The organism is Sphingobacterium sp. SRCM116780, assembly GCF_021442025.1.
Lineage (GTDB): Bacteria > Bacteroidota > Bacteroidia > Sphingobacteriales > Sphingobacteriaceae > Sphingobacterium.
In genome coordinates, this window is record NZ_CP090446.1 from 22,197 (window position 1) to 45,714 (window position 23,518).

The 23,518-nt window shown below is 34.8% G+C and carries 18 protein-coding genes and 4 tRNA genes; 13 read left to right on the forward strand and 9 right to left on the reverse strand.

Annotation, left to right across the window (positions count from 1 at the left end; genetic code table 11):
* The first annotated feature begins 42 nt into the window (after window positions 1-42).
* Window positions 43-1,851, forward strand: a complete 1,809-nt coding sequence (uvrC, locus tag LZQ00_RS00090) for an excinuclease ABC subunit UvrC (protein ID WP_234510748.1) — start codon at window positions 43-45, stop codon at window positions 1,849-1,851.
* Between the two features lie 61 nt (window positions 1,852-1,912).
* On the opposite strand, the gene era is transcribed toward uvrC, so the two are convergent.
* The gene (gene era / locus LZQ00_RS00095; RefSeq protein ID WP_234510750.1) at window positions 1,913-2,791 is read right to left on the reverse strand and encodes a GTPase Era; all 879 of its coding nucleotides are present in this window, start codon (window positions 2,789-2,791) and stop codon (window positions 1,913-1,915) included.
* Window positions 2,792-2,905: 114 nt separating this feature from the next.
* Between era and LZQ00_RS00100 the strand changes: the two genes are divergently transcribed.
* The 9 genes from LZQ00_RS00100 (at window position 2,906) to LZQ00_RS00140 (ending at window position 12,474) form a co-directional block, all read left to right on the forward strand.
* Window positions 2,906-2,978: transfer RNA gene (locus tag LZQ00_RS00100), tRNA-Met, on the forward strand.
* A 49-nt stretch (window positions 2,979-3,027) separates the two neighbouring features.
* A tRNA-Met gene (locus tag LZQ00_RS00105) sits at window positions 3,028-3,100 on the forward strand.
* A gap of 50 nt (window positions 3,101-3,150) precedes the next feature.
* Window positions 3,151-3,223 (forward strand) — tRNA-Met (locus LZQ00_RS00110).
* Window positions 3,224-3,273: 50 nt separating this feature from the next.
* Window positions 3,274-3,346 (forward strand) — tRNA-Met (locus LZQ00_RS00115).
* Between the two features lie 331 nt (window positions 3,347-3,677).
* Window positions 3,678-6,758 carry a SusC/RagA family TonB-linked outer membrane protein gene (locus LZQ00_RS00120; protein WP_234510752.1) on the forward strand — a complete coding sequence of 1,027 codons (3,081 nt, stop codon included), beginning with the start codon at window positions 3,678-3,680 and terminating at the stop codon, window positions 6,756-6,758.
* A gap of 21 nt (window positions 6,759-6,779) precedes the next feature.
* The gene (locus LZQ00_RS00125) at window positions 6,780-8,483 is read left to right on the forward strand and encodes a RagB/SusD family nutrient uptake outer membrane protein (protein ID WP_234510754.1); all 1,704 of its coding nucleotides are present in this window, start codon (window positions 6,780-6,782) and stop codon (window positions 8,481-8,483) included.
* A 290-nt stretch (window positions 8,484-8,773) separates the two neighbouring features.
* Window positions 8,774-10,075, forward strand: coding sequence for a ribosome biogenesis GTPase Der (gene der, locus LZQ00_RS00130; RefSeq protein ID WP_234510756.1), 1,302 nt, complete (start codon window positions 8,774-8,776; stop codon window positions 10,073-10,075).
* Window positions 10,076-10,094: 19 nt separating this feature from the next.
* A complete protein-coding gene (gene cysS, locus LZQ00_RS00135; protein ID WP_234510758.1) occupies window positions 10,095-11,561 on the forward strand; it encodes a cysteine--tRNA ligase in 1,467 nt (488 codons plus the stop codon).
* 28 nt (window positions 11,562-11,589) lie between these two features.
* On the forward strand, window positions 11,590-12,474 hold the full coding sequence (locus tag LZQ00_RS00140; protein ID WP_234510760.1) for a DUF4440 domain-containing protein: 885 nt from the start codon (window positions 11,590-11,592) through the stop codon (window positions 12,472-12,474).
* Window positions 12,475-12,554: 80 nt separating this feature from the next.
* On the opposite strand, the gene LZQ00_RS00145 is transcribed toward LZQ00_RS00140, so the two are convergent.
* Complete coding sequence (locus LZQ00_RS00145; protein WP_234510762.1) at window positions 12,555-13,904, reverse strand: peptidylprolyl isomerase; 1,350 nt, start codon at window positions 13,902-13,904, stop codon at window positions 12,555-12,557.
* Between the two features lie 238 nt (window positions 13,905-14,142).
* On the opposite strand from LZQ00_RS00145, the gene LZQ00_RS00150 reads away from it, so the two are divergent.
* Window positions 14,143-15,231 (forward strand): lactonase family protein, encoded by a 1,089-nt coding sequence (locus tag LZQ00_RS00150; RefSeq protein WP_234510764.1) that lies wholly within the window; start codon window positions 14,143-14,145, stop codon window positions 15,229-15,231.
* On the opposite strand, the gene mnhG is transcribed toward LZQ00_RS00150, so the two are convergent.
* From mnhG to LZQ00_RS00185, 7 genes are read right to left on the reverse strand one after another with little or no spacing between them, the layout of a single operon-like run.
* Entirely contained in the window at window positions 15,221-15,613 is a 393-nt protein-coding gene (gene mnhG / locus LZQ00_RS00155) for a monovalent cation/H(+) antiporter subunit G (protein WP_234510766.1), read from the reverse strand. The genes LZQ00_RS00150 and mnhG overlap by 11 nt on opposite strands.
* Window positions 15,606-15,881, reverse strand: coding sequence for a monovalent cation/H+ antiporter complex subunit F (locus LZQ00_RS00160; protein ID WP_234510768.1), 276 nt, complete (start codon window positions 15,879-15,881; stop codon window positions 15,606-15,608). Before LZQ00_RS00160 ends, mnhG begins: the two co-directional genes overlap by 8 nt.
* Window positions 15,878-16,354, reverse strand: coding sequence for a Na+/H+ antiporter subunit E (locus tag LZQ00_RS00165; protein WP_234510770.1), 477 nt, complete (start codon window positions 16,352-16,354; stop codon window positions 15,878-15,880). Before LZQ00_RS00165 ends, LZQ00_RS00160 begins: the two co-directional genes overlap by 4 nt.
* 7 nt (window positions 16,355-16,361) lie before the next feature.
* A complete protein-coding gene (locus LZQ00_RS00170) occupies window positions 16,362-17,864 on the reverse strand; it encodes a proton-conducting transporter membrane subunit (protein ID WP_234510772.1) in 1,503 nt (500 codons plus the stop codon).
* Entirely contained in the window at window positions 17,861-18,217 is a 357-nt protein-coding gene (locus tag LZQ00_RS00175) for a Na+/H+ antiporter subunit C (RefSeq protein WP_234510774.1), read from the reverse strand. Before LZQ00_RS00175 ends, LZQ00_RS00170 begins: the two co-directional genes overlap by 4 nt.
* Before the next feature lie 4 nt (window positions 18,218-18,221).
* Window positions 18,222-18,635, reverse strand: coding sequence for a Na+/H+ antiporter subunit B (locus tag LZQ00_RS00180; RefSeq protein ID WP_234510776.1), 414 nt, complete (start codon window positions 18,633-18,635; stop codon window positions 18,222-18,224).
* 1 nt (window position 18,636) lies between these two features.
* Entirely contained in the window at window positions 18,637-20,946 is a 2,310-nt protein-coding gene (locus tag LZQ00_RS00185; protein WP_234510778.1) for a putative monovalent cation/H+ antiporter subunit A, read from the reverse strand.
* Window positions 20,947-21,373: 427 nt separating this feature from the next.
* On the opposite strand from LZQ00_RS00185, the gene LZQ00_RS00190 reads away from it, so the two are divergent.
* Complete coding sequence (locus tag LZQ00_RS00190) at window positions 21,374-21,910, forward strand: RNA polymerase sigma factor (protein WP_234510780.1); 537 nt, start codon at window positions 21,374-21,376, stop codon at window positions 21,908-21,910.
* 257 nt (window positions 21,911-22,167) lie between these two features.
* The gene (locus LZQ00_RS00195; protein WP_234510782.1) at window positions 22,168-23,334 is read left to right on the forward strand and encodes a FecR family protein; all 1,167 of its coding nucleotides are present in this window, start codon (window positions 22,168-22,170) and stop codon (window positions 23,332-23,334) included.
* Window positions 23,335-23,518: the final 184 nt, after the last annotated feature.

The window sequence follows — 23,518 nt, forward strand, 5'->3', positions numbered from 1 at the left end:
ATAGAGTTTTTCGAAATTTGTTATCTGGCTTATTTATTGAGAATGAACGTGTTTGATTATAAAGAAGAACTCAAGAGAATTCCTCATAAGGCAGGTGTTTATCAATATTTTGATAGACATGATGTATTAATTTATATTGGTAAAGCCAAAGATTTAAGAAATCGCGTAAGTTCCTATTTTGTTAATGAAACGCAGCTGAATGGAAAGACACGTGTTTTAGTGCGCCAAATTAATCGTATTGCTTTTACGATTGTGGATACAGAAGTAGATGCCTGGTTGCTCGAAAATTCACTGATAAAAAAACATAAGCCTAAATATAATGTCTTACTAAAAGACGATAAAACCTATCCTTGGATTGTTATTAAAAACGAAAGGTTTCCCCGTGTTTTTTGGACGCGTAGATATATCAAAGATGGTTCTCGCTATTATGGCCCTTATGCATCTACAGGAATGATGCATATCGTGTTGGATGTCATTCGAGACTTATTTCCGTTGCGTACCTGTAACTTAGCTTTGACCCAGGAGAATATTGCCAAAGGAAAGTTTAAGATCTGCCTGGAATATCAAATTGGAAATTGTAAAGGTCCATGTGAAGGATATCAATCGGAAGAAGATTATGATCAAAATCTGAATGATATTAAAGATATTTTGAATGGTAAGATTGCGGTTGTTACGAACCGCATCAAAGAGGAAATGCAACTAGCAGTTTCCGATATGAACTTTGAAAAGGCTCATCTGTTTAAAATGAAGTTGGATAAACTAGATGCCTATCAAAGTAAGTCTACGGTTGTTAATTCTTCGATTAGTAATGTTGATGTCTTCAGTATTGCATCGGACGAAGGATATGCATTTGTTAACTATTTAAAAGTGATGAATGGGGTTATTATCCAGACGCAAACCGTAGAAATGAAGCGGCGTTTGGACGAGACCGAACAAGAGCTGCTTGCATTGGCTATTCCAGAAATTCGTGATCGATTTAAAAGTCTATCCAGAGAGATTATTGTTCCTTTTGAATTGGGTATTCAGGAGAATGAGCAAATTAAATTTACCATACCTAAGCTAGGTGAGAAACGCAAATTATTAGATCTATCGTTAAAGAATGTGGCATTCTTTAAGAAGGAACGTTTATTGCAATATGAAAAGTTGAACCCTGACTTACGTGTTGAGCGTATCCTGACACAGATGAAGAAGGATTTACGACTAAATGTATTACCACAACATATTGAGTGTTTTGATAATTCCAATATACAAGGTAGTTATCCTGTCTCGGCTATTGTCGTATTTAAGGATGCAAAACCTTCAAAAAAAGATTATCGACATTTTAATGTGAAAACAGTTGTGGGACCCAATGATTTTGCAACGATGGAAGAGGCTGTTTATAGGCGGTATAAGCGCGTTTTAGAAGAAGGAACAGGTTTGCCTCAATTGATTATTATTGATGGGGGTAAAGGTCAATTGGGTGCTGCATTGAAAAGTTTAAGGCTACTCGGTATCGAGAAGCAAGTAACCGTCATTGGTATCGCAAAACGGTTAGAAGAGTTGTACTATCCGGGCGATCAATATCCACTTTATTTAGATAAAAAATCAGAAACGCTCAAGATCATTCAACATTTACGTGATGAAGCTCACCGATTCGGGATAACTTTCCATCGTAATCAGCGTAGTCGTAAAACTTTTGTTTCCGAATTAGAAGAGATTCCAGGTATAGGAAAAACGACTGTTGAAAGATTGTTAACGACTTTTAAGTCCGTTAAAAAAGTAAAAGAAGCATCAGAAGAAGAGTTGAAAAGTATATTAAATTTGAAACAACTTCAAGCACTTTTAACCCATTTCAATCGTTCTGGGGCATAAGATAAAAGAGCCTCAAAAATCTTCTTCGATTGTTGAGGCTCTTTTATTTATTTTGATAGTATTAATCGTCGTAGCCAAATCGTTTTAAGTAATTCTTTTTACTTCTCCAATCTGGAATTACTTTTACAAAAACCTCTAGGAATACTTTTTTACCGATGAACTCTTCTATATCCTGACGCGCATAAGTGCCAACTTTCTTAATCATGGAGCCTGCTTTACCAATGATAATATTCTTTTGAGAGTCCCGTTCAACGATTATCTCTGCAGCAATTCTAGTGATTTTAGGTTCTTCTTTATATGAGGTAACAATAACTTCCGTACTATAAGGAATTTCTTTATCATAAAGCTTGAATATTTTTTCACGAATCATTTCCGAAACAAAGAATCGCATGGATTTGTCAGTCAATTCATCTTTCTCATAATAAGGAGCATGGACAGGTAGTTTTTCTTTTATATACTCCATAACGCCTGTAACATTATGATTAAGTAGTGCTGATATGGCAAAAATAACTTCAGGATTAAGTGTTTCTTTCCAGAAAGCGACCTTGGCCATCACTTCTTCTTCTATTGATTTATCAATTTTGTTAATTAAAACAGCGACTGGTGAATCTGTTTTCTTTAATTTTTCGATCACATCATTTTCATCATATTTTTCATTGATATCTGTAACAAATAAAATAATGTCCGCATCAATGAGTGATCCTTGGACAAAATTCATCATTGATTCTTGAAGAGAATAGTTCGGCTTGATGATGCCCGGAGTGTCTGAAAAGACAATCTGATGCTCTTCATCATTGACGATTCCGATAATGCGGTGTCTGGTTGTTTGGGCTTTAGGAGTGATGATTGACATCTTTTCACCCACTAAAGCGTTCATTAGTGTAGACTTACCTGCATTAGGTTTTCCAATGATACTTACGAATCCTGCTTTATGCGACATTTTTTAAAATTTAATTAGGATTACAAAGAAACAAAATATATCTTTGTGCTCCAATTCGGAGGTAAAGATATCTTGCTTTTCTTTGTTAAAAAGCCTGATTGATCAAAAATATATTGCGGGATGGAGCAGTTGGTAGCTCGTCGGGCTCATAACCCGAAGGTCATCAGTTCGAGTCTGATTCCCGCTACTAAAAGAGTCCATTGAAAGACATGGACGCTAAGACATTAAAAATACATTGCGGGATGGAGCAGTTGGTAGCTCGTCGGGCTCATAACCCGAAGGTCATCAGTTCGAGTCTGATTCCCGCTACTAAAAAGCGTCCGTTGAAAGACATGGACGCTAAGACATTAAAAACACATTGCGGGATGGAGCAGTTGGTAGCTCGTCGGGCTCATAACCCGAAGGTCATCAGTTCGAGTCTGATTCCCGCTACTAAAAGAGTCCGTTGAAAGACACGGACTTCTAAGACATTAAAAATACATTGCGGGATGGAGCAGTTGGTAGCTCGTCGGGCTCATAACCCGAAGGTCATCAGTTCGAGTCTGATTCCCGCTACTATAAGGAACCTTTAGTCAAAAACTGAGGGTTTTCTTTTTTTTTAAGACAAAGCTATTTTAATTGCTTTTATTTTTGTGTTTCTTCTTCCAGAAGACTTGTTTTTTATATGCTATATCAATCAGACGGACCTAAAAGATCTGGTATAAATTATGCATACTCCTTTCCTTTGTGATCAATAATATTTTTAATAAGCTAAACAACCGATTGCGTAAAATTACGCAACCGATTTCGTTTCATATTAAATTTAAATTAAGAAATCTTTAAAGTAATTTGCACAATATAAATTGTGATAATTTACTAATCTACTGATTATCTTAATATTAAGTACATGAAAAACAAAGTTACAAAACCTTTTTTTGTAGCTAATTTTTATCCCGTAACGTCAGCATTAATGTTGGCACTTGTAGCTCCAAATATGGCGCAAGCAAATCATTCTGGTGATTTAATTAGCTTAACAAATAATAATTTTCAACAGAGTGTATCTGGCTCTGTCAGCTCCAGTTCTGGTCCATTAAGTGGTGTAACCATTTATGTGAAAGAAAATTCAACAATTGCAACCTCAACAGATAAAAATGGTTATTATTCTTTGAATGTTAAAACAGGACAAACCCTGGTTTTTTCTGCTATTGGCTTTAATAAAGTTGAGAAGCTTGTGCAAAGTGCAACTTTGAATGTGACACTTGAAGAATCTAATGAGTCGCTTGAAGAAGTGGTTATTGTAGGTTATGGAACACAGCAGAAAAAAGAAAGTTTAACAGGTGCTTTGCAAACGGTGAAAGGAGACAAACTAAGAGATGTGACGTCACCTTCAGTGGAAAATATGCTAAATGGAAAAGCTGCAGGAGTATATGTTGCTCCTGGTACAGGGAGGCCAGGTGCAAGAGGGGGTGTTGTCATACGTGGACAGGCAACTTTAAGTGGCACAACTAGTCCATTATGGGTAATCGATGGCGTTATTGTTGGATCAAGTGCTGGCGATTTAAATCCAGATGATATTGCATCTTTAACGATCTTGAAAGATGCTGCATCAACCGCTATATATGGTTCCCAAGGAGCAAATGGTGTTGTTGTGGTAACAACAAAAAATCCATCTGCACAAAAAACAGCCATAAATTTTTCTACAAAGATGGGATTTAACCAATTGACCAATGGTAATTTGGAAATGATGAATGGAGCAGAATTGTATGATTACTATGCTTCTTTTGCAAATGCCAGTAGTATTAAATTTCCTCGTTGGAACGAAGACTTGAGAAATAGTGATTTTGATTGGTGGAAATTGGCAACTAAAAATGGTTTTACTCAAAATCATAACCTTTCGATTCAAGGTGGTACTGAGAAATTGCAATCATTTATGTCATTGGGCTATTATAATGAGGTCGGTGCTGTAAAGGGCTATGACTTTGATCGCTATAATTTCCGTCTCAATACAGTTTATAAACCATTTGAATGGTTAACAATTAAACCAACTATAGTTGGAGCTCGTCGTGGTGTTGAAGATAAGCAGTATTCAACAACTGCTATGTACTCGAACTTTCCTTGGGATAGTCCGTTTGATACAGATGGTAATCTGGTTCCTCATCGCTATAGTGGTTGGGTAAACAGTGCTAGCACGAATTATCTTTACGATTTGCAATGGGATCATGCAGCGAATACCAACTATGAGTTTAATGGAAGTATGGATTTTGATATCAAATTCACCAATTGGTTAACATTCTCATCTGTAAATAATTATCGTTATAATACCTTTTCGGCAGCGGGTTATACAGATCCTCGTTCAAATGGAGGAGAAAGTGTACAAGGGCGTTTAACAGATTATCGTTCGGAATATGCGCGTCGTTATACCAATCAAATCTTGCGTTTTAATAAAACTTGGGGTAAACACGCTTTAACTGGTCTAGCAGCATATGAATTTAATGATTATTGGACAAAAACATTAGATGTATATGGAACTGGCTTTATTCCTGGATTTGAAGTTTTGGATGTAGTTGCCAAACCCGAGCGTACGAAAGGTGGGATCAGTGAATGGGCTGTACAATCTATATTATCAAATGCAAATTATGCTTATGATGGAAAATATTTAGGACAAGTGTCTTTCCGTCGCGATGGTGCTTCAAATTTTGGAGATAATGCGAAGTATGGTAACTTCTTCTCTGTAAGTGGGGGATGGAATATCAATCGGGAAAGTTGGTTTAAAGCGGATTGGGTTGATGCGTTGAAACTTCGTGCATCTTACGGTTCTGTTGGAAATCGCCCTAGTTCTTTATACCCACAATATAGTTTATACTCTGTATCCGCTACATCAGGCTACAATGAATATTCGGGGGCTCTAATTAGTCAAATTGGTAATAAGGATCTTACTTGGGAGCGTACATTTACTAGTGGAGTAGGAGTAGATGCCGCTTTATTTAATAACCGCGCTAGATTCAGTGTAGATTATTATAATAAAAAAACAGACAATATTTTATATAACGTGCCTATAAGTGGATTGACAGGTGTAACTGCTATCTGGAAGAACATAGGTAAAATGCAAAATAGAGGGGTGGAGCTTACGTTGGGAGGTGATATCATTCGAAAAAATGATTTGACTTGGAGCTTGGATATCAATTTAGGTCATAACAAGAATAAGTTAACAGAATTGTATAAGAGTAGAGATGCTAGTGGTAATTATATCGTTAAACCAATTATCATAGGAGATGGTTTGGGCATCGCAGGATCTGCAAGTCGGGTTTTAGATCCAGGTTATCCTGTTGATACTTATTACATGCCAATATGGGCAGGTGTAAATCCAGACAATGGAGCACCAATGTGGTATAAAGTAGGAAAAGATGCAGAAGGAAACGAGACTCAAACAACAACATCTAAGTATTCGGAAGCGACTTTGAAAAAAGCAGGAAAAGCATCTCCTGATCTTTTTGGAGGTATCAATACAGGAGTTACTTACAAACAATTTGATTTAAGTGCCGTATTTGGTTATTCAATAGGAGGTAAAATTTATAATTACTCCCGTCAAGAATATGATTCGGATGGTACTTATACGGATAGGAATCAAATGAAATTGCAGGATGGATGGACTCGTTGGGAAAAACCAGGTGATGTTGCAACGCATCCAATAGCGAAGTATAATAATAACGATAAAGGAAATTCAACCTCAACGCGCTATTTAGAAGATAGTGATTTCTTTAGAATGCGTTCATTGACATTGGGCTATAATTTTAAGTTAGATCAATATCATATTAAGAATGTGCGTGTATTTTTCGCAGGTGAGAACTTGTTCACCATTACGAAATATTCTGGTGTAGATCCAGAAATTTCAATTAATGAAGATTCAGGCGCTGTTTTAGGTTCAGCAGGTCCTTCTGTGTATCCTGCAACCCGGAAATTTATGTTTGGTCTTAATGTGACATTTTAGTTAAAACAGGAAGAAAATTTTATGAAAAAGATACTATTTGTACTATTAGCAGCAGCTACAGTTACATCATGCGATATTGACCGTTTACCTTATGGATCTCTGGATTCGGAAAATATTGTTAATAATCCAGATGCCATGATTAATGGTACGTACGCACAATTGAAAGCTTGGTCAGATCCGATGCACCGTGCGGGTGAGTATGCCGGCGACAATATGATGATACGAGGTTCTTCTACGGATGCATTTTATGAGTTTATCTCCTATGCGCGTACACCAAATAATGGACGTTTATCAAGTTTCTGGGACTCAGGATATAAGGCGATTGCACAGGCTTCCAATGTCATCAAAATGGTTAAAGAAGGACAAGGCACTGATAAAGATAATCAGTTAGGTGAGTGTTACTATATAAGAGGAATGATGTACTTCTACCTCTGCCGTGCTTATGGACGTCCTTATTATCAAAATCCAGAAACAAATTTAGGTGTGCCTATTGTAAATGGAACTCCAGATGATGTCTTTAATGATCTTAATTTACCTGATCGTTCAACAGTTAAACAAACGTACGAACAAGCAATTAGTGATTTAAAGAAAGCAGAGTCTCTATTGACTATTAATAAAGGACATATCTATGCTTCAAAAGGAGCTGCGCAAGCCATGTTATCTCGTGTTTATCTGTATATGAGTGGTACTTACAAATCACCTAATGCCGAATATGCAAAACTTGCCGTGGAATACGCCGATAAAGTAATTAATTCAGGTCAGTATTCACTACTTGCTAGGGATCAATTCATGAAGTATAATACGTTTACGCCAGAGAACAATGCAGAAACGATTTTTGCAATTAAAAGAGTTGCCTCAGAATTTTCTGGAGATGACCATTATTATGGTATTGGCGGTATGTATTCCAATATTGGTGGTATGGGCTGGGGTGAGATGTATGCGAGTGCAAAATATATAGATTTGCTAAATGAAACTGGTCGTAATGATTGGCGTCCAGATAGCTATTCTATTGTGGATGCTCGTGCAGCATTTATTGAACCTACCTACTCTCAAGACGAAAAAACAGGAAATTATACGGAAGTTTTCCGTTTTATCAAGCAAGATGGTCCTGACATTTTAAATTATGTGCAAGCAACAGTTACGCGTAATGGAAACACGATTACATGTAAAGATGGAACGGATACCTATACGCTAACACCAATTGATGCAAGTCAAGGAACGTATAAAATTCAATATAAAGATGGTAAAACATATAATGGTGTATTAGATTACTATATCACACTAAACCGTGTATATCCTCAATTCTATATCACAAAATGTTCTCGAGAAGGAGAGAATTCACAATTGCATTCTCCGGTTATCAGTAGATTAGGAGAAATTTATCTTAATCGCGCGGAAGCAAATGCTAAACTTGGTAATTATAGCGCAGCCTTAACGGATTTAAATACCATTAGAACACGTTCAATTGTGAATGGTGGATATGCTGCTTTGAATGCTTCAAATGCAAGCAAATTAATTGATAAAGAGCGTGAACTCGAATTGGCTTATCAAGCAGAGCGTAGTTATGATGTATTTCGTAATGGTGAACCATTGACACGTCAATATCCAGGACCTCATAGTCAGTTTGAAAATATTGCACCAACAGATTTCCGTGTGGTATACTTTATTCCTCAGAGTGCGATTAATTCGTATCCAGGAACATTAACACAGAATCCTACTCAATAGGGTCACTGTTCAAAGACTATAAAGAGTAAAAAAAGCTTTGCAATTTTGCAAAGCTTTTTTTGTGAAATTAAATTCGCAAGCAGGTATCGATTAAAATTTTTATTCGATCTCTATGCTTATGAGTTGAAATAGCTCGTTTATAATGATCAGTTAACAAATCTTATTTGTTTACGATAAGATTAGATTGGTTTCCAAAAATACCAGGTATAATGCGTAACTTTGCCCACTGAGTAAAATTGTATTTAAATAAGTTGCCGTGAGGTAACGAGCATAATATATAGAGTAAAAATATGGCAAATATTGTTGCAATTGTAGGTCGTCCAAATGTTGGGAAATCCACGCTTTTTAATCGTCTGACGGAGAGTAGAAAAGCTATTGTTGATGACTTTAGTGGAGTGACACGTGACCGTCACTATGAAACGGCAGAATGGATAGGAAAGAAATTTACAGTAATTGATACTGGGGGATTCGTCCATGGTTCGGATGATATCTTTGAAGAAGCAATTCGTGACCAAGTTCATATTGCCATAGAAGAAGCATCTGTTATCGTATTTATGGTGGATGTAACAACAGGAATTACTGATTTGGATGATGAAATCGCAGATCTTTTAAGAAGAAGTTCTAAACCGGTATATGTTGCCGCAAATAAAGTTGACCATGCTAAATTACACCATGATTCTGCAGAATTTTATGCTTTTGGATTGGGTGAAATTTATAACGTATCTTCAGCTACTGGCTCTGGAACAGGGGAGCTATTAGATGCTGTAGTCTCAAATTTTGAAGAAGAAGTAGAAGATGATACCACATTACCAAAATATACGATCGTAGGTCGTCCGAATGTTGGTAAATCATCTTTAACAAATGCATTATTGGGTGTAGATCGTAATATTGTAACACCGATAGCAGGTACAACACGTGATTCGATTCGTATTCATTATAATCAATTTGGACATGAGTTCTTATTGATTGATACAGCAGGATTGAGACGCAAATCTAAAGTAAATGAAGATATTGAGTTCTACTCCGTAATGCGTACGATCAAAGCATTAGAAGATTCGGATGTGGTCCTTTTAATGTTAGATGCCAATGATGGAATCGAAGCACAAGATATTAATATCTTCCATTTAGCTGAAAAAAATAGAAAAGGGATTGTGATTGTTGTCAACAAATGGGATACCATTGAAAAAGACAACAAAACCATGAAAGAGTTTGAAGCGCGTATCAAAGAGAAAATAGCACCTTTCACAGATATACCTATTGTCTTTACTTCGGTAACGGAAAAACAACGTATTTTCAAAACATTAGAGGTGGCAGCAAAAGTTTATGAGAATAAAACGAAAAAAATACCAACTTCAAAATTAAATGAAGTGATGTTACAGGTGATTGAAAATTATCCTCCACCCGCATTAAAAGGAAAATATATCAAAGTAAAATATGTCACGCAATTACCTGGTCGTACACCCATGTTTGCGTTTTTCTGTAACCTTCCTCAGTATGTGAAAGATCCATACAAACGTTATATTGAAAATAAACTACGTGAACACTTCGATTTTGAAGGTGTTCCTGTGCAAATATATTTTAGACAAAAATAGAAAGTGATATTTTCTAGATATGGAAAACAATCTTTATTTATATAATACCCTTACTCGTAAGAAAGAAAAATTTCAACCATTACATCCCTCTTTAGTAGGGATGTATGTTTGTGGGCCTACGGTATACAGTGATGTGCATCTTGGAAACTGTAGAACCTTTGTTTCTTTTGATTTGATCTTTCGTTATTTAAAGCATTTAGGTTTTAAAGTCCGTTATGTGCGTAATATTACAGATGCAGGTCACTTAGAAGGTGATAATGACGAAGGAGATGATAAATTTGCAAAAAAGGCAAAATTGGAACAATTGGAACCCATGGAAATCGTTCAGAAATATACGATTGGTTTTCATGATGTCTTACGTTTATTCAATACATTACCTCCAAGTATAGAGCCAACCGCAACAGGTCATATTTCTGAACAGATCGAGATGGTTCAAAAAATCATTGCGAATGGTTATGCTTATGAAGTTAATGGAACTGTATATTTTGATGTGGAAAAATATGTGAAAGATTACGATTATACTATTTTAACGAATCGTAAGTTGGAGGACATGTTGAATAATACACGTGAGCTAGGGGGACAAGATGAAAAACATGGTCGGTTAGATTTTGCGCTTTGGATTAAAGCAAAACCTGAACATATCATGCAATGGCCATCACCTTGGAGTGTTGGTTTTCCTGGTTGGCATATTGAATGTTCAGCAATGAGCCGTAAATATTTAGGAGATCAGTTTGATATTCATGGAGGAGGGATGGATTTAGCAGCAACGCACCATACCAATGAAATTGCTCAGTCAGAAGCTTGTAATCATACTGCTCCAGCGAAATATTGGATGCATACGAACATGTTGACCGTAAATGGTGCTCGTATGTCTAAATCGTCTGGAAATGGATTCTTACCGCATCAGTTGTTTACAGGAGACCATCCTTTATTAGAACGTGGATATTCACCGATGGCGGTACGTTTCTTTATGTTACAAGCACATTATAGAAGTACATTGGATTTTTCAAATGAAGCATTGGATGCTGCGGATAAAGGATTCAAACGGTTAATGACTGCAATTAGCTTATTGGATAAATTAAAAGCGTCGAAAGGTAAGTCGTCGGTTGATATAGAAGATATTCGTACTCGATGTTATGCTGCCATGGATGATGATTTCAATAGTCCAATTTTAATAGCCGAATTATTTGAAATCGTTCGTTTAATCAATTCTATTTACGATGGAAAAGCTACTATAAGTGAACAAGCATTAGCGGATTTAAAAATATTTTTACAACACTTTGTTTTCGATATTCTTGGATTACAAGATGATCAAATTTCGAGCAATGATAACTTGGATGAGATTATGAAAATTGTCATCAAATTACGTGATGGCGCTAAGCAAAATAAAGATTTTGCTACGTCCGATCGTATTCGAGAAGAGTTGAATGCTGTTGGCATCCAATTGAAAGATAGCAAAGATGGGACGCTTTGGAATAAGATTTGATAGAGAGTGTCCAAATAAAAGACATTACATGAATATATGGAATAGATTGTCGGCAATAATCGTCATGAGTGCAATTTCTGCACAGGTTTATGGACAAATACCCGATAAAGTTGGCAGTTTAATCAATGCAGATAAAGATGCTGCACTGATTTCTAAAACAACGACACCACATCAAGCATTTTTATCAATTGTCGATAAAGAATCGAATTTTTTTGTCCCTTCTGAAGTTAATGCGCTTAATTACTTAAATAATAGACCCAATATACCTGATGTGCTGACTTGGGAACCTACATTAGCTATGGTTTCAAAAAGCCAAGATTTTGGGGTGACAACAGGGCCTATGGAATTCCAGAAAATAGGAGCCAGAAAGCGTTTTGGTCAATATTTGACTGTATGGAAGAGAAATAAAAAGGGAAAATGGTTGGTCGATATTCGTGCTGAAGTAGAAAGCTTAGCTAAGGTTGAAGCTTCAGATTTAGAGTTTTACGAACCCAGTGAAGCTTGGTATTTAAAACATCGTTCTCAGGTACGATTAGATCAACGGAAAGAAATTGTTTTTGAAACAGATAAACTTTTGTCTACTGTTCTTAAAGCAGATAACCAAACGGGCTATAAAGAGTTTTTGCATGAAGATGCTAAACTTCTTTTTCCATGGATTCAACCAATAGCAGGTAAAAAAAATATTTTGGCTTATCTTAAGAAATCCCGAATTAATATCGTCACAACACCAGAAAAAGTGGGAAGAGCTTATAGTGGTGAATATGCCTATTCTTTTGGTACAGCAACAGTTAATTTGAAAGATAAAGTCGTAAAATATAATTATATCCGCATCTGGAAATTGAGTGAGCTTGCAAAAGATGATGTTTCAAAGGCAAATTGGAATGTATTGGTGGAAATGATGTTTGAAAGATAATGTAGCATTATTGATAAAAAAATAAAGGGTTTCAATTGTAATTGAAACCCTTTATTTTTTTATCTTATTTTCGTGTATTTCTATTTTTTAGTAATCCATACTTTCAGCTCATCGCAATTTTGAAAATCTTCTGCGATGTTGATGTAGGTGTTTAATCTTTTTGACTCAAACCAAGTATTCAGCTTACGATTGACTTTATCTTGTCGTGCAGCTTCTTTTATTTTTGCAAAATCTTCATCTAAATTCGCTTTGTGAGGAGCTACTCGAGACTTTAAGTAATTAAATCGTATGCCTGTTTCACCTGTACGATCAGTAAATTGTGCTGGTTTAGAATATTCTCCAGGTTTCAAGGGGTCAATTGCCTGAAATACGGAAGCCTCTAATTTGTCAACAGGAATTAATGTCGTACGAGTTTCTCCTTCTTGATTTAAAACCATCCCCCCATTAAATTTAGTTTCTTCACTGTCTGAATTCGTAGTTGCGGCATGGTAAAAATCTAATTTTCCTGTTGATACGAGATTATAAATACTGTCCATTTTTGCCTGTGTACGCTCAAGACTGGCTGGTGTAGGTTTTATCTTAATTAAGATATGTCTTACATGCACTTCTTCACCACGTCTTTCTAATACCTGAAGAAAGTGAAACCCATATTTGGTTTCAAAAACAGGAGAAATATCTCCAGTTTTCAGTTTAAAAGCCATTGCTGCAAATTCCTTAACCCAATTCTCACGCGTATTAAATCCTAAATCTCCCCCTGCAGATGCAGATCCATCTTCTGAATATAACCGCGCGACAGTTCCAAACTCAGAACCATCCATTACTTGTTTTCGCAAACCTTCTGCTTTGGCTTTAAACTCAGCTTTTTCTTCGGTTGTTAATTTTGGAAACATAACAATCTCACCAATTTCTACTTCTGTGTTAAAATAAGGAAGACTATCTGTATTTAAAGCTTCAAAATAACGCTTTACTTCTATAGGAGTAACGTCAATTTTTTGTACAATGTTTTGACGCATTTTATTTGCTTTCAATAATTCAGCAACACTAGGTCGCATATCTTCTTTATATTGAAGTAAGGATCTGTTTAAGAATTTCTCCAAGCGTTCTTGACCTCCTGCTTGTTGAGACATATAACGTAGTCGACTATTTAAATTGTCATCGACTTCAGTTTCCCCAACTTCAATAGAATCGATTACAGCTTGCTGTGAAAGTAATTTTTGGGTTAACAGTTGTTGCAACATTTCGCATTTGATATTATCGTTAGGTTTCCTTCCATCCGATAGGTATTGGGCATATTGCATGTCGACATCTGACTGTAAAATAATACCCGACCCTACTGTTGCAACTACTCGATCTATTATTTGTTTTTGAGCAAATACTGTTTGTGCCGTCACAAATATCAATAATAGCAACGTATATATATATTTCTTCATTCGTGGAGTGTAATTAATTTCTTTTCTAAAATAAAACTCTTGAAACCTTGCACAAAATTATTAGAATATATTAATTATTCTTAATTTTATTTCAATAATATTTCCAAGGGTTTATACCTATTCATTGTTCAATTATCATAAAAAAAAATTGAACGCCTATGGAACAGCTAAAATAAGCATTTACGAAGTACTAAAAGTAGTTTTAACCAATTTTAACACTACATTTTATTTAGAAATCATGAAAAAAATTATATTATTTATTTTGACCTGTTTTCCTTTTTTTTGTTGGTCACAGAAAATTTCGATGTTTGTGGGGACGTATACTTCGAATACACAAAGTAAAGGTATTTATGCTTTTGATTTCAATACCAAAACTGGTGAAATAGAGCTGATCTCAACAATATCGATGGTTAATCCATCCTTTCTAGCTCGAAAAGATAATATTCTTTATGCGGTGAGCGAACAAGAACAAGGAAGTTTAGCCGCCTATTCTTTCTCTCAAGAAAAATTTACATTATTAAATACAGTTTCTACTAAAGGTGCTAACCCTTGTCATGTTTCAGTGAGCCCAAATAACAATTTGATTGCAGTGTCTAACTATTCTGGGGGATCATTTCTTCTTTATGGATTAGAATCTAATGGCGTGATTGGGGATATAAAAGACTTTGTTCAACATGAGGGAGCAGGAATTGATAAAGTGAGACAAGCTGGTCCACATGTTCATTCTGCTTTTTTTTCTAAAAAAGGAGATGAACTTTTCGTTCAGGATTTGGGTTTGGATCAAATCTCTATTTATAGACTGATTAATCCTAAAAAATCAACTATTAAATTGGGTCAAGATCCGGAAGAAGTATTTTCTTCTGCAGGTGGTGGGCCAAGACATATCGTTTTTGACAAAAAGGGGAAATATATGTATGTCGTTCTCGAAATGACAGCAGATATTGCCGTATATGAGCGTGAAGGATCAGATTGGCTATTCTACCAATCTATTAATATTAACCCAGATGGTTTTTCCGGTCAAAATGGCGCTGCAGATATTAAGGTATCTCCAGATGGAAAATTTCTTTATGCAACGAATCGAGGGGACGCCAATACGATTGGTATATTCGCTGTAGGGAGAGATGGCAAATTAATTAAAGTAGCAAATCAAAGTACAAAAGGGAAGGGACCTCGTAATTTTAATATAAGCCCTGATGGGAAATTTTTGCTAGTTGCTAATCAGACTACTAACGAGATTGTTGTCTTTAACCGTGATGAAAAAACAGGTCTTCTAACAGATTCTGGAAAGACCGTTAGTATCCCATCACCAGTTTGTATTATTTTTTAGATAGATCATTGTCAGATGAAGGGTCTTCTAAATGACTTTTAAGCTTATGCGATTCTTCATCATATCTACCTTTTAATTCATCTGTAGTTGTTCCTTTCCACACTTTAATACCTGTTATATAGGCCACTCTTCCAATCATATGAGCGGCTATAGGAGCTGTGAGTACTAGAAAAAATGCAATAGCGATTGTTTTAGTGGTTACGGAGACATCCGGAAATACGATGGCAGCACAAAGTAATAATAAACCAACGCCTAATGTAGCGGCTTTTACAGTTACAGATAATCTTAAATAAAAATCGGGCATTCTTAAAATTCCAATGGAAGCAAACAGAATGGCTAAAGCTCCAATAGTACTTAGTATGGCAATAATTATATCAGTCATGGTGATCTTGTTTTTCTAGATAAAAGGCAAATGCGATGGTTCCTAAAAAAGCAATCAGAGCGAGAATCATCGCTACATCAAGAAATATTTCTTGAGCAGTTGTAATGCTATATACTGTAATAATACCAATTCCTGTGGTAATGATTAAATCGAGCGCAATGACACGATCGGCTACATGTGGCCCCTTGAAAAGTCGTATAAAAGTGATTACTGTTGAAAGAAGTAATATAGGTAGAATCACATAATTTAAATAATTGGTTAAATTCATCTCAAAATCTCTAATAGTTTACGTTCTACGCGATTTTTTAATTGCGTCATGAATTTTTGTTTGTCATGTAGATACATAACATGGATATATAAGGTTTTTTTATCTTCACTGATATCTAAAATCAATGTACCTGGTGTTAATGAAATAATGGTAGATAACAAATTAATTTCAAAATCAGATTGTGCATCCATGGGATACTGAACGATACCAGGTTTGAAAAAATATTTGGGAGTGATAACGTCGTAGGCCACTTGAAGATTCGCGATAATCATTTCATACAGAAAGAAGAAGATAAAGCTAATTGTTTTTGGAACACGGTAATAGTAGCGTTGATCAGCTTCATTACGATTCATAATCCATAGCGTAAAGAAACCTAATAAAAAACCAAAAAGAAAATTTGTATAATACATCGAACCTGTTAGCGCTACCCAAATAAAAGAAAGAAGCAGGTTCATTAAAAACTGTTTAATCATATGATTTTTATTTACCTAATACAGCTTGTATATAAGGTGTTGTGTTTAACATTTCGGAAGATATACGATCTGCCACCTGAATAATACTTTCAGCATTTAGGCCAATAAATATAGAGCATGCTGCCAGTATACAGATGGGTAAAATTAATGCTATCTTTCGAATACCGATAAGATCTTTAAACTTATCTTCAATAAGATGTGTGTCCTGAGCCTTTTTCCAGAAGACTTCAGACCAGAATTTTGCTATGACAAATAAAGTCATAAAGCTTCCAAAAATTAAGGCTGCCGCATAAAAGTAATGCGCTGTTTTAAAAGCATCCTGTAATAAATATATTTTTGGCCAAAAACCAGATAAAGGAGGGATACCAGCTAGAGAAAAGATCACTAAGGCGATGAGTAAAGAGACTTTAGGATATTCTGCATAGAGTCCTCCAAGTTTTTTCATATCCATTGAACCTCTCATTTGTCTGATCAATCCTGCAATTAAGAAAAGATTAGTTTTTACCAGAATGTCATGAATTAAATAAAATACAGCCCCTAAAATAGCTAGTTTGCTATACATCCCCAATCCACCGATCATAAAACCAATATGACAGACGATCAGATAGGAAAAAAGACGCCTGACATTTGTTTTAATTAACATCCCAAATGCACCAGTTAAGATCGTTAAAATAGCCAAAATGATCAATAAATTGCGAATAAACTCATTCGGTATAAAAATGAGGGTGAATACACGAAAAAGAGCATAGATACCTACTTTAGTTAATAATCCACCAAATGTTGCAGCTACAGCTGATGGTGGGGTATGATAGGATGATGGTAACCAAAAATAAAGAGGGAAAATAGCCGACTTAATACCAAAACCAATTAAAAAGAATGTGGCAGTAATATCTACGATAGCACGGTTTTGAATTTTTGGAACGATCAAGGCTAAATCCGCCATATTTAAGGACCCAGAAATTCCGTAAAGAATACCGATCCCTGTCAAGAAGAAAGTAGAGGCAAGTATATTCATCGCCATATATTTTACCGCCCCTTCTAATTGAGCTTTTCTTCCCCCTAACGTCATTAATACAAATGAAGAAATAATGATAACTTCAAAAAATACATATAGATTGAAAATATCTCCCGTTAAAAATGCACCATTCAAGCCCATTAATAAAAAGTGGAATATAGGAAAATAACCATATAACATGCGCTGTCGCCCGATACCAGTCGCTGAGAAAATAGAGACTGCTAATCCCGAAATTGCAGTTAATAAAACTAAGGTTGAACTAAATAGATCAGCAACAAATACAATTCCAAATGGAGCTTCCCAATTTGCAGCATTCATAGTCAAAATACCTCCATAATATACTTTTGAGAACAGTTTGATAGCAAAAATGAGCGCAATAAAACTTCCCCCAATACTTAAGAATCTTTGTACAAATGTCTTTCTCCAAAAACCAAGCTGTATGATTGCTATAAATAAATGGACAATTATTGTTGCTATAATTTGATTGTCGATCATATATCTTCGTCTTCAGGGGTGTTTAAGTTATCTAAATCATCCGTGTTAATCAATGCATAGACACGCTTTAATAATACAATAGCAAAGGAGGTTAAACCAAAACTGATAACAATAGCCGTTAAAATCAAGGCTTGAGGGATAGGATCTGCGTATATATCTTGAAACACTTTTAATCCATCTTTGATGATTGGGGGTTTTCCTTTAGTAATATTCCCCAATAGGAAAATCAGAATATTTGTTCCGTTCCCTAATAACATGATACCCAGGAGTAATTTAACCATGCTCCTTCTTAATATGAGGTAGATTCCTGTAGCATATAATATGCCTATGAGTAATATGAGTAGTAATTCCATAGGTTTAATCCGAACTTAATGAAATGCTGAACAAAATTGTTAATACAACACCAATAACCACGAGGTAAATGCCTAAATCAAAAAGTAGTGCTGTACCAATCATACCGATAACTGGAATTGGCTGTTCCAGCCATAAACCGGTCATAACAGGAAAACCAAAAATAGCTGGCAAAAACATGCTAAAAGCAGATATTCCTAATCCAATTGGTAATAAGGACAAAGGTTTATATCTTAATATTTTCATGGTTTCGGTTGTGCCGTGGGCAAAACTGTGCAAAACAAAAGCAATAGAAGCAACTAAACCACCAACAAATCCTCCTCCAGGATAATAATGTCCCCGTAAGAGTAAAAAGAAGGAAAATAAAAGTAGTATAGGAAGTAAGTACTTCGAAGCTGTTTGTAAAATTGTACTTTTCATATTATTCTTTTTCGGATGATTTTAAACGCAATTTTAATAGGCTATAAACACCTAGTGCTGCAATTGTAAGCACGATAATCTCAAACATAGTATCAAATCCTCTAAAGTCAACAAGAATGACATTAACAACATTTCTACCTTTTGCCAATAAGTAAGAATTTTTACCATAGAATTCACTAACTGCAATATTCGTTGGCACATGCAATACCCTAAGCGCAACCATTGCTAAAATAATTCCAAATACAATTGCGACAACAGCATCTCGTATTAATACTTTTTTATTGGCAAGATTGAGGAATGGTGGTAATCTAAAAAGCACAAGTACAAAGAGTACAACCGTTAATGTATCAATGGTAAACTGGGTCATTGCTAAATCAGGAGCGCTATAGAAAACAAAAATTAAACAAATTCCATATCCAATAATGCTCGTTGAAACAACAGCCGTTAATCGAGAAGAAGTGCTGAGGGTTAGTATAACTGCTCCAATTAAAATAAGTATAGTAATCGCTTCATATATGCTTATTGATGATAATAGTTCCCAATCAATATGAAGGGGTCCACCGAGATAGAGTTGATAAGCAAGGAGAACTTCTGCGAATAAGATTATTTTTAATAGATATGATCTTAGGTATCCATTATGGAAGTAATTGGAATAGCGTGTCGAGAAGTTATAGATCGTGTTATAGACGCCTTGAAAAATGGATTTTGGAGCAATATAATTTAATTTCTCAATCCATTTTAGTTTTCGTTCACTTGGTTTATTCAAGAAAAAAATAAATGTGCCTACAACGAGTGTCAGTACACTTAATAAAAGAACTGTATTGAATCCATGCCAAATTTTAAGATGAAAATCGCTAGTGACCTTCATGATACTATTCACCGTTGGTTGTGCAATCCAATTGCCAATAATGTCAGGGAAACAACCGAAAACTAGTCCTAAGAAAGCCAGTAAAAAAGGGGGGATCCATAGTGATTTTGCTGGGAGGTGTATTTTTTCAAACTTTTCGGGAAGTACACCTATAAATGGCTTAATACCGGCCATGAAACCAGCTGACACTAAGAGAATATTTGTTAAGACTACTGCAGCTGTAAGATACAAGGTCAAATGTTGTTCACTATGTAGTGTTGCTTCGTATATTAAATCCTTTCCAATAAATCCAAAGGTTAGTGGGAGACCAGCACTTGACAGAGCCGCTAAAAAACCAGCAATTGCGACAGGTAATAACACCTTTCTTAAACCGTGTAAAACAGATAAATCCCTCGTATGAGTTTCATGATCAATAATGCCTGTAATTAAAAATAATGTTGCCTTGTATAAGGCGTGAACAACAATGAATACCGTTGCTGCAGTAATAGCTTGCGGAGTTCCTAAACCTAATAAAAAGACTAAAATTCCTAAAGCGGAAATGGTAGAATAAGCAAGAACGCCTTTCATATCTGTTCTGAAAAGAGAATGAAAGGCGCCATATAACATGGTAACACCTCCAATGATCATTAAGCTATATGTCCAGTAGGGGTCACCTCCTAAGATTGGAAAAAATCTCGCAAGCAGGTAAACTCCAGCTTTTACCATTGTGGCAGAATGTAGGTAAGCAGAGACTGGTGTTGGTGCTTTCATCGCCCCTGGGAGCCAAAAATGAAAGGGGAATTGTGCCGATTTAGTCATTGCTCCAAGGAGAACAAGTCCCAATATGAAAGGAAACAATTGATGCCCTTGGATAAATTGTGCTTTATCTACAAGTTGTGAAATAGAATAAGTTCCTGCAATATTTCCGAGAAGAACCAATCCCGCAAGTAGAAAAAAACCGCCTAATCCAGTCACACTTAATGCGAGTAAAGCACTTTTTCTAGAAGCGCTATTTTCGTTGCTAAACCCAATCAAGAAAAATGAACTGATGCTTGTCAATTCCCAAAAAGTGAACAATAGAAAAATATTGTCTGATAAGACGAGCCCAAGCATAGCAGACATAAACATACATAAGTACCCGAAAAAACGATCGATGTAAGGATCATTCTTTAAATACGATTTAGCATAAAAAAAGATACAAGTTCCTATTCCTGTGATCAATAAAGAAAATAAGAGAGATAAGCCATCTAATCTAAAGTCAAAATTGATTCCTAAAGAAGGGATCCAGCTAATATGTTGTGTATAGGATTTCCCCAAATTAATTAAAGGAATATACTGGAGGTAGTAGAGAAATAATAATAAAGGAATGAATGCGAGAGTAATCCCAAGTTTGGTTTTAATGAATTTGCCAAACGGAACAATAAGGCTCGATGTTATTAGTCCTAGCAGAACAGTAAATAGCATTTAGTCTCTGTTTTTAAATAGTGAAAGTTTACAATATACATAAAATTGACGGCTTTTGGTATATCGATTATTCATTTTGACAGGGAAAAGTATGTAATTGACATTCTTTTCTTTCATTTTCCCATTAGGGAGAATCCAGATGGAATGTTGGATTACCTATAAGGCAAAATCAAGTATCATATTGGGAAATGATGAAAGCTTGATACACGAAGAGAATTACTGATGATAAACTGCATAGCGCTATAAATGATATAAAAATGGAAACGATTTTTATAAAATTTGAAGGATTGTATAAATAAGATGTTTTAGTTTATTTAAATAAGATTATAGTATTTAACAAAATTTAACATTATCTTAGTTCATCTAATATTGTTTGTTATTTCAACAAACTGCTAACTAATATTATTCATCGCTGATTAAAGTGTTTATGGAGAGTGATTTTAATAAACTGTTGTTTGAGCAACACTATAAAAGCTTATGTCATTTTGCTTGGAAACTCTGTGGAGACATCGTTGAAGCAGAGGATTTAGCTCAGGATGCTTTTATTGCCTATTTTAAAAATAAAGAACATATTTCTTCTCATGAAATTGCCATTAAACAATTTTTATATACTTCTATTAAATATGCATTTTTAAATGTGAAAAGAAAGGAGAAAGTAGAAGAAAAATATTGGTCCGCAACTCCTTTTAGTGAACAAAGTGTTGATTCTTTTGAGCTGAACATCATTCATTCCGAAGTTTTGGCAGAAGTTCATAACATTGTAAATTCATTACCTATTGGTTGTCAAGTTATTTTTAAAATGGGTTATTTTGAAGGATTAAGTAATCAGGAAATTGCTAAAGAATTAAATATTAGTGTAAATACGGTTAAGACTCAAAAACAACGCGGATTAAAAATAGTTAAAAGTAAACTTCACCCTGAATTTTTACCTTTTTTTTTATTGTTTTATTCCCTACTTCAATAAATAATCATCTGCACAATATAGATAAGCATTCTTTAAAATGAAAGTTAATAGAACTTTCATTTTAAAGCCTATATCAGCTTAAGCAAGTATGAATAAATTAAGAATGGCATATTTTATACTTGTATGCAAAATTTTTTTCAATTCAATTATTTTTAAAGGTGATTTTAAACAGAGAAACTGTTTTATAATAAATAATTTATAAAAAAAATCATTTCTTGTCACCCATTTAACTCGTTAACGTTTCTTTATATTATCTTATGGAGAGTAAAGCATTTATCATAGCCGAAATTATTAAAAAATCATTAGTTGAGGAATTAACTAAAGAAGAAAGTGCCGTGCTCGAAGATTGGAAAAACTTGAATCATGAAAATAAAAAACTGTACGATAGTTTTAAACAATCCCAAACGATAAAAAACGATTTGGATATGTTGAATCATATTGATACAAATCAAGCTTGGACTAATTTAGAAAAAAAACAAGGGCATGTTAAAAAGGTAAATAGTGGTTTTAACTTTAAAATTTGGATTCCATTAGTTGCTTCTTGTTTAGTTTTGTGTTTCTATTTTTTCAATTCTTATCAAAAAAAATCTCTAAAGAACACAAAATTTATAGCTATTCAATCATCTAAACATAAAAACGATATTAAACCAGCTTCTACTAATGCTGTGTTAGTACTGGATGATGGTGAAAGTTTTGATTTAAGCTCGATCAATCGTGAGAACATTAGCAGTAATATTAAACTCGCAGATGATGAATTAAAATATGTAAAGGGAATTAATGAGGGAAGTGAGCCCAAGTATAATACCCTAATTGTTCCTAAAGGGGGATATTATAAAATCGAATTATCAGACGGGACTAAAGTGTGGGTAAATGCGATGTCAAAATTAAAGTTTCCTGAATTTTTTACACAAGGAGAACGTCGGGTTCAATTGGATGGAGAAGCTTATTTCGAAGTTGCTAAAGATCCTACTCGTCCATTTATTGTTCACGCAAATAAAACAGATATTAAAGTCTTAGGTACCCACTTTAATGTAAATGTTTATGATAACAAAGTAAGAACAACATTGGAAGAGGGAAAAGTAGAGGTATCTGTGGATGATCGTTCTATTCTACTACAACCTGGGGAGTTTTCAGAATCTGCAGAAGGGATGTTAAATAAAGGGATCGCAAATTTAGAAAAGGATTTGGCTTGGCATAACAATGAGTTTTATTTTAAAAAGGATAATATTCAATCCATTGTAAATCAATTGTCTAATTGGTATGATTTGGAGATAAAATTTGACAAAAATGTTAAACGCAATAAGATCATTACGGGTTCAATTGATCGCAACGTACCTCTTTCTCAGGTGCTTGAAATGTTGGAGTATGTGAGTGATTTAAAATTTAAAATATCAGATAATCAATTAATAATCGAAAACAAATAATAAAATATGAAGCACAAATACTAGACACAATGATGAATTAAAAAAATACAGAGATGTTGCAGCATCCCTGTATCCATTCTTATTCAAGAAGCTAACCTAATAAATTAACTCTTAACCAAATGTAAATGTATGAATAACTTACCATTTGGCAAAAAACGACCTTGGGATTCTCAAGACTCGTTAT

Coding starts and splice junctions, on each gene's coding strand:
- LZQ00_RS00195 (WP_234510782.1), top strand. CDS start 22,168: ATGGAGAGTAAAGCATTTATCATAGCCGAAATTATTAAAAAATCATTA.
- LZQ00_RS00160 (WP_234510768.1), bottom strand. CDS start 15,881: ATGAATTTAACCAATTATTTAAATTATGTGATTCTACCTATATTACTT.
- LZQ00_RS00120 (WP_234510752.1), top strand. CDS start 3,678: ATGAAAAACAAAGTTACAAAACCTTTTTTTGTAGCTAATTTTTATCCC.
- LZQ00_RS00190 (WP_234510780.1), top strand. CDS start 21,374: ATGGAGAGTGATTTTAATAAACTGTTGTTTGAGCAACACTATAAAAGC.
- LZQ00_RS00140 (WP_234510760.1), top strand. CDS start 11,590: ATGAATATATGGAATAGATTGTCGGCAATAATCGTCATGAGTGCAATT.
- LZQ00_RS00185 (WP_234510778.1), bottom strand. CDS start 20,946: ATGCTATTTACTGTTCTGCTAGGACTAATAACATCGAGCCTTATTGTT.
- LZQ00_RS00145 (WP_234510762.1), bottom strand. CDS start 13,904: ATGAAGAAATATATATATACGTTGCTATTATTGATATTTGTGACGGCA.
- LZQ00_RS00165 (WP_234510770.1), bottom strand. CDS start 16,354: ATGATTAAACAGTTTTTAATGAACCTGCTTCTTTCTTTTATTTGGGTA.
- LZQ00_RS00125 (WP_234510754.1), top strand. CDS start 6,780: ATGAAAAAGATACTATTTGTACTATTAGCAGCAGCTACAGTTACATCA.
- der (WP_234510756.1), top strand. CDS start 8,774: ATGGCAAATATTGTTGCAATTGTAGGTCGTCCAAATGTTGGGAAATCC.
- uvrC (WP_234510748.1), top strand. CDS start 43: ATGAACGTGTTTGATTATAAAGAAGAACTCAAGAGAATTCCTCATAAG.
- LZQ00_RS00150 (WP_234510764.1), top strand. CDS start 14,143: ATGAAAAAAATTATATTATTTATTTTGACCTGTTTTCCTTTTTTTTGT.
- LZQ00_RS00180 (WP_234510776.1), bottom strand. CDS start 18,635: ATGAAAAGTACAATTTTACAAACAGCTTCGAAGTACTTACTTCCTATA.
- LZQ00_RS00175 (WP_234510774.1), bottom strand. CDS start 18,217: ATGGAATTACTACTCATATTACTCATAGGCATATTATATGCTACAGGA.
- mnhG (WP_234510766.1), bottom strand. CDS start 15,613: ATGACTGATATAATTATTGCCATACTAAGTACTATTGGAGCTTTAGCC.
- cysS (WP_234510758.1), top strand. CDS start 10,095: ATGGAAAACAATCTTTATTTATATAATACCCTTACTCGTAAGAAAGAA.
- LZQ00_RS00170 (WP_234510772.1), bottom strand. CDS start 17,864: ATGATCGACAATCAAATTATAGCAACAATAATTGTCCATTTATTTATA.
- era (WP_234510750.1), bottom strand. CDS start 2,791: ATGTCGCATAAAGCAGGATTCGTAAGTATCATTGGAAAACCTAATGCA.